Raw genomic sequence first — 10,355 nt, 5'->3', positions numbered from 1 at the left:
GGCCCGCGGGGTCCGGGGACACCGCGGGCCGGGCAGGGTACGTCAGCGGTTGCGCGCCGGCGCGATCCGCTTCAGCGCGAGGCCGGCGCTGAGCAGCGTGAACGCCGCCACGAAGGCCCACATCAGGCTGACCGCTCCGGTCGCGGCCAGGGCGCCGCCGGTTCCGGCCGCTGCGGCCCCAGTGCTCACGTTGTACACGTCACCACTTCCTTTCCTTGTTGCGTACGGCATCCCAGAACGCCTTCGCCTGGGCGGCTTGGAGAAACAGGTCGAACGCCATCTCGACGACGATGAGCGCGCCGAGAAGCATCTGGAGCGGTCCGCGGCTGCGCACGGTCACCGCGCGTTCAAGGGAGAAGATCGCCGTCACGGCCATCCAGACCGGCTGCACCGTGACGTGCCCGGTGGCGATCAGCGAATAGGCCAGTGACGACAGGTAGATGACGATGACCAAGAGGCCGATGAGGGACAGGAGTTGGCGTCCCCAGTAGCCGCGGGTGACACGTGTCCACCCGTAGTCGGTGAGGTTCTCCAGGGCGCCGCGCTTCCACCGCAGGCGCTGGTTGAACAGGTCGCGCCAGGTGAGCATCACCTCGGTCTCCAGCGTGCACTTGGGCGGGCAGATGATCCGCAGCCCCAGGTGCAGGATGGCCAGCGTGAGCTCGTTGTCCTCGGTCAGCACACGGGTGTCGTAGACCTGTGCGCTGCCCGGAAGTTCGCGGGTACGCCGGGCCTCGACGACCTCCTGGAGCGCGACCGCGCGGAACAGCGTGGCGGTGCCGGTGAGCACGAGCGCTTTGCCCTGAAGACGCTGCACGTCGCGGACGTACCTGGCGTACTCGTTGCGCTGCAACATGCCGACGAACCCGCCGCCGGGCTTGCCGGTGAAGGTGCCGCCGACGCCGCCCCAGTTGCCGGTGGCCAGGCGCTCCAGGCCGTGGCTGAGGAACTCGCGGCCGAGCGTCGAGTCGGCGTCCATGACCAGGATCGCGTCGAGCGGGCCGAGTTCCGGCAGGATCCTGTCAAGGACCTGGTTGAGGCCGCCGGCCTTCTTGTGCTTGTTGTCGACCGTCTCGTAGACCTCGACGCCCATGCCGAGGGCGATCTCGACGGTCCGGTCGGAGCAGTTGTCGGCGATGACGATGATGCGCTCAGGAGGGCGCTTCTGGGAGAGCAGCGACTGGATGGTGTCGCCGATCTGGTCCTCTTCGTTGTGCGCGGGCACAAGCGCGGTGATGCGCATCTCCGCGACGTCGACGGCGGGCAGCGAGCGCCGCCGGCGGCGCTTGGTACGCAGCCGGAACGGCTCGGCCCGGCGCGGCGCGTGCTTGCCGCGCGAGCCCCGGGGCTTTGCCGCAGCGGCGTTGGGGGCACTCGGCGCCTCAGCCTCGGGCAGGGAGGCCGGGGGGCTGTCGAGTCCGACGGGGCGGGTCAGGACCGCAGTGGAGGTGTCCTCCGACAGTCGGGGGACTGCGGGGCGGGTCGCGCCCGCGCCTGAGCCTGGCCGGAACCAGGCGTCAGGTATGGAGTCGGCGACAGGCTGCGTGCCCGCCGTCTGCGCATTTTGGTCCACGTGTCTGCCCCACCCCGGTGATGCGACCGTCCAGTTGGAAGACGGTCGAGAAAAGCCGGGGAATCAGGAAAAGCGGACATGCGATGCACAAGCCCCACAACATGTGCAAAGAAACGAACGATGCCCCACGCCCTCGGGGCGCTCCCCAGGAACATCAAACAGGGGAAAGTATGCGGGTGCCCAACGCTCATGTAAACGTGATCGCGATCACCGGCATCGGAAGGCGGCGCGGTCCACGGTGCCGCGACTCAGGCACGGGGCCACATTCCGCACACAGGAACGGTCGGCGTCACCGTTGACCACAACCGCCAGGGTCGTGGAGGCGCGAACTCCAACCGACGTCCGCGCCACGGTCATTGAGCCCAGGGCCAGGGGCCGGGTCATGGCCTGCTGGGCGCCTGGTGCCGGGTCGCGTGCGGCGGTACGACCAGCAGCGCGACGAGGCCCCGGTCCTCGCGCGTGAACAGCACCGTGTCGTCGCCCGGCGGAAACCAGTCGACGTGTCGGTGAGTAAGTTCCCGGCTTCGGCGACCCGTTGCAACCGGGCGGATTCTCGTCGGTTGTGAGAGGGCGGTTCGTGAGTTGATGTGCGTTTCAGGGCTTGCGGGTGATCGCGAGGTGTTCGAGGGGGGTCTCGGCCTGCCCCGGCACCGGTCCGGCCCTGGTTGAGGACCGCGTTGACGATCTCCCGCCATCTCATACGCGCCCTGGTGGCCGCCGGCCGAGCGGTGCCGGGCCTTCCACGCGGTGATCACCGGCTCGATCCCTCTCCCCGTCCGACAAGTCGCTCGGATACGGCTTGCGTTCACTCGCCCCGTCACCCCAGCGGACCGCACACGGCGGAGCAGCGACTGGCGCCCACCCCCACCCCGTCAGGCGACGAGAGAACCGCTCAATCACTCATGAACCGCCCTCTCAGGGGTGTCGCCGAAGCGCGCTTCCGGCGCTCCCACCTGTGTTCTGACGGAGGGTCCGGTGTCCCGTGCTTTACGCACCGGCCCGTGGGAACCGGCTGGGGGGCCGCGGCGTCCCACCCAGCGGCGGGTCCACGGGCAGTCTGTCGACGCGGCGCGGACCCGCCGACAGCACGCCATGCGAGGCCGGTCCAGGGGGGAACGGCCTGAAGTACCGCTTGGCGACACGACACCGAACTGGGGGGTACGGTGCCTGTCCTTACGTCTAATTCCACTGTCCGATCGCGCAATACGCGGTGGCCGGCTGCCGCAAGGCTCGCCGCCGTGCCAATGCTGGCGCTTGCGCTGTCCGGCGGAGTCCTCGTCGGCTGCGGGACGGATGACGACAAAGCCGCTCCGCAGGACGGCCAGTCGTCCCCGGCCCACGACCGCAACCAGGACAAGGCCCGGCAAACCGTCGCGCCCAGCACCGAGGAGCTGACGGCGATGCTTCTCGACAGCGGCGAAGTCCCGTCCGGCTATGAGGCGCAGGACGAACGCAAGCCGGACAGGCACTGGTCCGACGAAACCCACGTCACGCCGGACAAATGCCAGGCGGTGATCGACCACAGCTTCGGCAGCGGCGCGACCGCCGACATCGAGCGCGTCTATCGCGGTTCCGACGGCGTCACCGTCGTCAACCTCATCGGTTTGGGACACGGTGAACTCGTCGAACGCGTAGGCGCGCACACCGACACGCTGCGCGGCTGCGGTTCCTTCCACGAAGCCAACGGCAACGACTGGTGGGACTACAGGATCAGCGAGGTCAGAACCGGCACCCACGGGCCGGACAGCGTCTCCTGGCGGGTCGACTACATCAGCGAGGGTGAACTCGCGGCGTACGAGCACCACGTCTTGACCGTCAAGGACAGCATCGGCATCGAGGTGACGGTGCAGACGGAGCCGGAGAAGGGCAAGCCGAACGCCCCCACCGCTCTCGTCGACGCCCAGCTCAAGAAGATCGACGCGGCGGACTGGACGGGCGGCTGAAGACCCGGACGCCGACCTGCGCAGCACGTCTGGCATGTCCTCGATCGTCGGTTCCCGGCTGCGGCTGCCAATGGCCCTGACGGGTTCGGTGCTGGTAGCGGGCGGTGGCCGCCGCTGAGGCAGGTCGGGTGCCTCGGGATCCTCGGAGAGGTCCCCGTGGGCGGGGGTCGGGATCCCTGATGCCTGGGACTGTGGGAGCTGAACAGTGACAGGGTGCGGGCCACGCGGGGGCGCGGTCCGCACCCGTCAGCACCGGGTTGCGGGGGCAGGCGCGGCGGCAGAGGGGGGCCGAGCAGCGGCCGCCGGTGGACGTTCCAGGGGCCCGGCGGCGGCGTACCGACGTGTTCGTCACGCAGCGGACGGCACGCGCCTACTGGTCGGGGGCAGCGGCCGGAAGCGCAACAAGCGGCAGAGGAACAGCTATGGGTGAATCGGAAAAACCCCGAGAGCCGACCTTTCGGCTGCCGACGGTCTTGGCCTTCCTGTTCTTTCCCTTGGGTCTCGTGGACCTGGCACTCTGGGCATGGGCGCAAGCAAGGTGGGGCTGCGAGTACGCGGTCGGGACCGACGACGTGTGCGACGGTCCCATCACGAATCACAGGTTGCGCTTCTACGTTTCGCCCCTGATGTTCGTGCTCTCGTTCGCGCCGGTCGTCCGGTTGTTCTGGACCGACCTTGTCCGCGACCGCCGCCGTAGGCAGGTGGAACGCCTGTGCCTCCTGCTCTGCACGATCCTCCTCCAGGTGGGGGCTGTCACGTGGCTGTGGTGGGGCGCGCCCGACGTGTGAGGCTGATGGGCGACCGGTGGCTGCCGGACGCGAAGCTGCGCGGCCATGGAACGGTGCCGGGCCGGTCGCGGTGACCGGCTACTGCACAGCCGGCCTCCCGGCTGGGCCCATCGCCTCGGCGTACCCCGGCTGGGCGGTGCCATAGCGAACGGCCCCGGTGCCTGTGGCCGTTGCCGTGTCGAGCCCATGCGGGAGTCGGGAGTCGTGACATCGCGGGGCCGTCCACCGCGCCGTGCCACGACCGGCATTCAGTCGGCAGTCCACTGCTCCAAGGTCGCGTCCTCCCACGAGTCGGGTCCGTACACCGTGCGCGGGAGCGGGGTCATGATGTGCGTGTCACCGCCGGTGACGAACTTCGCCGAGAGTCGGTCCCATTCTTGGATGCGGTCGTCTCGGGGCTCGCCCTCGTCCGCGAGGCCGTATGTCGCGTCGCGGCTGCGGCGCAACCTGGTCTGCGCGGCGATGTTCGTTGCCCAGACCATGACGACCTCATGCCGGTTGCTCAGGACCTCGTACAGCCCGGTGGCCCGGTGACCGAAATCGGCCATGAGCGGTATGCGCTCGCGTGCCACGTGATCGAGGAACTCCAGTGTCGTGCCGGGGCGCACGGTCAGGACCTCGTGCACGAACAACGTTCCCGTGATTCCGGCGGCGGCGATCTCCTCGGTCGTCGGGCTGCCCGGGACTCCGCCCAGCAAGCGGTCGAAACCGCCGGTCCGCCACTTCGCAGCCTCGTCCCACCAGTCGCCGTAGAAGGCCGCGCGCCGCTTGAGGTTCATCCGGTCGACGTTTGACGCCCACCCTGCCCAGCCCTCCGCCCCCACATCCCAAATGTTGATCACCTGCGGCCAACGGCCCCCACCCGCCGCGCACACGTAGAACGAGCCCTGAAGGCTGAACATTTCCGGCATTCGCAGGACCGGATCACGCCAAAGATGTTCCATGTACTCATATTGTCCCTGACCGACGACGTCGACGGTCTCGTGAAGAAACAGGGAACGATTCGGCATGTGCCGCCCCTTCTGAATGTCGTCATCACCTGCGCCGCCACGTGGGGACGCGCTCTCTGTGGATGAATGCGGGGGATGACCGCCAAGCCCGTCACGAGAGACAACGGCCCGATGTTCTAAGGCCGGTTCGGAGGACGGACTCGCGGACGATCGGCGGGACTTGACAACAGATGGCCCGCCCACCGGGTACGGGCGGGTATGCCTCGGTCCGCGATCCGTCGGCCGCGGGCGCCGCTCGGGCTCACCACCGGGCGGTATGTCGGTGGATTTTGAAATACTGAAAACAATTCTCTGTTTTGAGAAGAATCATGCAGCACCTGACTTCATGGAACAAGGTCGCGTCCGGCGTGGTGGTTCTGAACGGTCGCAATGCGGCGGATCATCGGACCTGCTGACCATCGCCCGCAGTTCGCCGCGAGCAACCGTGTCAGTGGCCCCAGGACGTCCAGGTCTGTCAAAGGACACGACAAGCCGGTGCCACCGCTGTTTCGGGAGCCACGGTCAACAGTGACCAGACCCCGTAAGTCATCGAGATGTCGGGCAGCCTCACCGCACACCGCGCGAAAGTCCCGGCGGGGCAGCGGAAACCGACCGGCGACACCCCGACTCCGACGTCCTTGACCTGCCGGCGGGCGGCTTCGCTCTTAAGGGGGTTTCAGCATCGAGATACGACCGTGTCACCCGACACCGCTCGGCCCCGGTCGGGCGCGGGCTACGCGCCCTGTCCCAAACGGCCGGACGGCTCCGGCTCCGGCTCCGGTGGCGAACCGCGAGAGGTCCGGATCGGGGAGAACGGGTGCGCTGCGCCGTCTGGTGCCGCGTGCAGAACGGCGAGTCGGGCGACGGTGCGGGGGGCGCCGGGCGTGCGTCGCGCACCGTCTCGGGCCGGCGATTGCGGGGGCGGGGGTGCGGCCCGGTTGCGATACGATCTGTAATGTAACGGGCGATGTGGCAAGGCTCCGAGTGCGATTGCGAGAATCCCGGCGTGTCCCCACGAAGCGCACCTGCCGACCGGTCCCTCGGCGGCCGTCCTCGCGATCCGCAGATCGACGGGGCGATCCTGACGGCGGTGCGTGAACTGCTGGCCGAGGAGGGGTACGTCCGGCTCAGCTTCGAGACCGTGGCACGTCGCGCCGGGGTGACCCGCCCGACGATCTACCGGCGCTGGCCGTCGAAGGCGCATCTCGTGCACGACGCCGTCTTCCCGTCCAACGGCGCCGGCCTGGTGCTGATCGCCGACACCGGCGACTTCGCCGCGGACGTGCGCCGGATGATCTCCGACACCGTCACGTCGTACAGCCGTCCCGAGGCCCGCGCCGCGCTGCCCGGGCTGTTCTCCGACCTGCACCCGAACCGGGAGTTGCGGGCCGAGGTGGTCGACGGTCTGCGCAACCACGCGCTGGCCGAGTTCCGCGCCCTGGTCGCCCGGGCGCAGGAGCGCGGCGATGTGCGCGAAGGCGTCGACCCCGACGTCGTGTTCGACACGATCGTCGGGGCCGCGTTCACCCGGGTTGTGTCCGAGGAGGACGTTCCGGCGGGGTACGTCGAGGCGCTCACCGAGGCGGTCGTCCTCGGCGCGGCGAGCCGCCCGTAGCCGCGTGGCGGCGCCGGGCCGCCGCGGCGGTCATGCGAGGCCGATGCGGTCCATGAACACGGTGCCGACGTTGTAGACGGCGACGCCGGTGACCTTGTCGGTGTGGATCGGTCCGACGACCGAGGTCGAGTAGACGATCACCGGCAGGTCGGTGACGACCGCCTTCTGGAGGTCGGCGTACGCCTTCTTGCGCGCCTCGGGGTCGGCGGTCGCCCGGCCCGCGGTCAGGGCGCGGTCCGCGTCCGGGTTGTTCCAGCCGCTGAAGTTCTGCGGGCTGGCCGAGTGGTAGAAGGTGTACAGGTCCGGCTCGGGTTCGGCGAGCCACTGCTGGGTCAGCGCGGCCTGGAAGTCGTGCTGGATCGCGTACTTCAACGTGAACGCGTTGACCTCCAACGCCTCCATCTTCATGGACACGTTGCGGAAGCTCTGCAACCGGGTCTGGAAGTATTCGGCGACCCGCTTCGACTGCGGGGTCGCCGGGACCAGGTAGGTGAAGTCGACCGCCTTGCCCTCGCTCGCAAGTTCGTCGAACAGGCGTTGTGCCTCGGCCTGGTCGGCCGCGGGTTGCTTCGCGGTCGGGTCCTGGAACGGCGACGAGACGAACTGGCTGTCGGCCGGGTGGAAGCCGTTGTCGAGCGTCTTGGGGATCAGCGCCGGGTCGATCGCCAGCGCGAACGCGCGGCGCGCGCGGACGTCGTCGAACGGCGGGCGGCGCAGGTTGAACAGCACCATCTGCCCGCCCAGCTTGGTCTGTTCGATCACCTTCAGTTCGTCGTGCGCCTTGGTGAGGAAGCCGGGGTCGGAGCTGTGGTACAGATCCGCGCCGCCCGCCTTGACCGTGCTGTACTGCTGGGCGAGGTCGGACACCACCTTGATGGTGATCTTGTCCAGCTTGGGCAGACCCTTGTCCTTCTGCCAGTAGTTCGGGTTCCTGACGAACACCTGCTCGCTGCCGCGCGTCCAGCTTTGCAGCATGAACGGGCCCGCGCCGACCGGCTGGGTGCCGGCGGCGTCGAGGCCCTTGGCGATCGCGGACGGGGCTTCGATGTACGTCAGCTTCGTGGCCACCGTGCGGTCGAACGTCGGACTCGGCGCCGGCGGGGTGATCGTGAGGGTGAGCGGGTCGACGACCTGCGTCTTGACTCCGACCGCGTACGAGACGAGGTAGGAGCGGGTCTCCGGCTTGGCGTGCGTCTCCCAGTTCAGCTTCACCGCCGTGGCATCGAACGCGGTGCTGTCGGAGAACACCACGCCCGGGCGCAGTTTGAGCGTCCAGGTGGCACCGCCGTCGGCCGTCGTCAGACTCTCGGCCAGGTGCGGCTTGACCTTGCCGTCGGCCGGGTCGATGTACAGCATCGGGTCGTACAGCGCGGACATGCGCGGCTCGTCGGTGACGGCGAGGTAGAGCGTGCGGAACGGGTCGAGCGACTTGGAATCCGACACCGCGACCATCGTCATGGCGCCGCCGCCGTCGGACTTGCCGCCCGTGTCCGACGAGCCGCAGGCCGCGAGGGTGAGACCGAGGGCGAGCGCGCCGCCGAGTGCGGCGCCGCGCGTGCGGAGTCTGCCGAGCAGCGAGCGACTGAGCGGGGTGGTACCTGGTCTAGCCAAGGTGCTGCCCTTCGGGAGTCCGCGTGCATCGCCGCGAGGGATCGCCGAGGCGATGCGGAACGGAGCGTGAACGGACGGTTGAGTTACAGGTCGTGTTGTAACTCAACCGACATGCGGAGTCAATGCACGCAGGGGCGGTCGACCGTTCGCCGGACCTCGCGGATTGGGCGGCAGCCCGCCCCGACGTGAAGATCACCGGCGTCCACGCACGCCGAGACGCGTACCGCGCGAGCCCGCGGCCCGTTCTCACCGTGGAGGCGCCGTTCGAGAAACGGCAGATCCTGGTTCGGGATCAGGTAGGCCGATACGGCCGCATCAACTGTCCGGCTAATGTGGGCACATGGTCAGCCTCCGGCAACCGCGGCTGTCCGGGCTGGGGCGAAACCCGGCCGCCGCGGTGGACGTCCTGGTGCGCTTGGCCGCCCACGCGGCCGGCCGACACGGACTGAGAATGCGCAGCGGGCCGGTCGCGGACACGGTGGCCGAGGCGATGCTGACCCACGGCGGGGGCGATTCGGCAGTATCCCTGAGTTGGCGCCAGGTGTCCCCGGCGATACGCCGCCGGATCGCCGAGTACCCCGACCCGGCGGTCCGCGACGCCCATGCGGACTTCGTCAAGAGGATGGTCGAGCGTGGGGCGGCGACCAGCATCGAGGACCTGGCCGAGGCCTACGGCCGACCCCCGGCGGAGCTCGCCGCCGCGTCTGACCCCAAGCTGCGCGCGGCGGTCGCGCACACCTGGCGGGACCGGCCGATGACCATCCAAAGGGCTCTGCTCACCGATCCGGACCCCACCGTGCGTGCTGCGGCCACCAGGGACGCACATCCGGGCGTCCCTGCGGAGTACCACGAGCGTTGCCTCGCCGATCCGGCCGTCCAGGCCAACGTCGCTCGCCGTGTTCCGCTGACGTCCGACCAGTTGACCCGCCTGCTGGCGACCGGAGACGACGACGTGCTGTGCGCGGTCGCCTCGAACCCGCACCTGACCGCCGATATGGTGGCCCGCCTTCAGGACAGCGAGATCCCGGTCCTGCGCGTCGCGGTCGCCTACAGCCGCCACTGCTCCCCCCAGACCCGCGACCGGCTGCTCGCCCTGGTGGAGGCCGAGGGCGCCTCCGGAAGCGACGCCGCCGCCATCGCTCTGCACTGGCTGGGCTTCGAGCCGCGCTGGCTGCGGGACGCACCACTCGCCGAGCGGCTGACCTACCTGGACTGCCAACACGCGGTGTTCCGCCGCGTGTTGGCCACCAGCCGGGATCTGCCACGGCACGCCTGGCAGCAACTGGACGACGACCCGGACGTGTCCGTCCGCCGCGCCGCCGCTCGTCGGCCCGACGCACCACCGCAGGTCCTGCTCCGGCTGGTCCGCGCCCACGGCGAGGTGCACCACCGCCCGCCGCTGCTGGTGGACCACCCCAACTTTCCGCGTCAGGCGCTGCGCGGCTTCGTCGACGAGCCGGACCCGGCAGTGCGCTTCCTGGCACTCGAAGACGCCACGCTGCCCGTCGCGGAGCTGCGGCGGCTCGCCGACGACAAGGAGTGGTTCGTGCGCGCCGGCGCCGCGCGACACCCCAATGTCACCGCGGTACTGCTCGAACCGCTGCTGACGGACCCGGAACCGCGTGTCGTCGACGCAGCAGCTGCCAATCCCGCGCTGCCGATCGCCTGGATGTACCGCATCCTCGCCGAAAGCGGCCTCTGACAACCACGGGCGCACGCTGCCGACGGTGTTCGCGCTCGTGCGGCATGCCCCAGGCACCTTGGCGGACGGGGGCGTCGGTGTGTTCGCGGGGGCGGGCAGGCGCAAACACTACTGGCGGCACCGGAGTTCGGAAA

The 10,355-nt window shown here is 69.4% G+C and carries 8 protein-coding genes; 4 read left to right on the top strand and 4 right to left on the bottom strand.

What is annotated here, in order from left to right:
* Nucleotides 1-42: 42 nt before the first annotated feature.
* Together ACRX5S_RS37125 and ACRX5S_RS37120 are read right to left on the bottom strand one after the other, a co-directional pair.
* Nucleotides 43-198: a hypothetical protein gene (locus tag ACRX5S_RS37125; protein WP_436777653.1), complete on the bottom strand. Its 156-nt coding sequence runs from the start codon at nt 196-198 to the stop codon at nt 43-45.
* Between the two features lies 1 nt (nt 199).
* Nucleotides 200-1,573: a glycosyltransferase family 2 protein gene (locus tag ACRX5S_RS37120; RefSeq protein WP_436777652.1), complete on the bottom strand. Its 1,374-nt coding sequence runs from the start codon at nt 1,571-1,573 to the stop codon at nt 200-202.
* Nucleotides 1,574-2,811: 1,238 nt separating this feature from the next.
* On the opposite strand from ACRX5S_RS37120, the gene ACRX5S_RS37115 reads away from it, so the two are divergent.
* Together ACRX5S_RS37115 and ACRX5S_RS37110 are read left to right on the top strand one after the other, a co-directional pair.
* Nucleotides 2,812-3,516: a hypothetical protein gene (locus ACRX5S_RS37115; RefSeq protein ID WP_436777651.1), complete on the top strand. Its 705-nt coding sequence runs from the start codon at nt 2,812-2,814 to the stop codon at nt 3,514-3,516.
* A gap of 422 nt (nt 3,517-3,938) precedes the next feature.
* The gene (locus ACRX5S_RS37110; RefSeq protein WP_436777650.1) at nt 3,939-4,304 is read left to right on the top strand and encodes a hypothetical protein; all 366 of its coding nucleotides are present in this window, start codon (nt 3,939-3,941) and stop codon (nt 4,302-4,304) included.
* Between the two features lie 248 nt (nt 4,305-4,552).
* Here the strand turns inward: ACRX5S_RS37110 and ACRX5S_RS37105 are convergent, their stop codons facing one another.
* A complete protein-coding gene (locus ACRX5S_RS37105; protein ID WP_436777649.1) occupies nt 4,553-5,314 on the bottom strand; it encodes a hypothetical protein in 762 nt (253 codons plus the stop codon).
* Between the two features lie 985 nt (nt 5,315-6,299).
* On the opposite strand from ACRX5S_RS37105, the gene ACRX5S_RS37100 reads away from it, so the two are divergent.
* A complete protein-coding gene (locus tag ACRX5S_RS37100) occupies nt 6,300-6,908 on the top strand; it encodes a TetR/AcrR family transcriptional regulator (RefSeq protein WP_436777648.1) in 609 nt (202 codons plus the stop codon).
* A 30-nt stretch (nt 6,909-6,938) separates the two neighbouring features.
* Here ACRX5S_RS37100 and ACRX5S_RS37095 read toward each other — a convergent pair whose 3' ends face one another.
* On the bottom strand, nt 6,939-8,519 hold the full coding sequence (locus ACRX5S_RS37095) for an ABC transporter substrate-binding protein (protein ID WP_436777647.1): 1,581 nt from the start codon (nt 8,517-8,519) through the stop codon (nt 6,939-6,941).
* A 340-nt stretch (nt 8,520-8,859) separates the two neighbouring features.
* Here ACRX5S_RS37095 and ACRX5S_RS37090 point away from each other — a divergent pair, with 340 nt between their 5' ends.
* Entirely contained in the window at nt 8,860-10,221 is a 1,362-nt protein-coding gene (locus ACRX5S_RS37090) for a hypothetical protein (protein ID WP_436777646.1), read from the top strand.
* The last annotated feature ends 134 nt before the right edge of the window (nt 10,222-10,355 follow it).

Origin of the sequence: Yinghuangia sp. YIM S09857, assembly GCF_051388915.1 — a bacterium.
Lineage (GTDB): Bacteria > Actinomycetota > Actinomycetes > Streptomycetales > Streptomycetaceae > Yinghuangia.
The sequence above is the reverse complement of the archived record's forward strand: the minus strand, read 5'-3'. Positions and strand labels throughout refer to the sequence as shown.

Excerpts from the sequence above, each read along its gene's own strand:
- ACRX5S_RS37110 (WP_436777650.1), top strand. The coding sequence starts at position 3,939 with ATGGGTGAATCGGAAAAACCCCGAGAGCCGACCTTTCGGCTGCCGACG.
- ACRX5S_RS37105 (WP_436777649.1), bottom strand. The coding sequence starts at position 5,314 with ATGCCGAATCGTTCCCTGTTTCTTCACGAGACCGTCGACGTCGTCGGT.
- ACRX5S_RS37090 (WP_436777646.1), top strand. The coding sequence starts at position 8,860 with ATGGTCAGCCTCCGGCAACCGCGGCTGTCCGGGCTGGGGCGAAACCCG.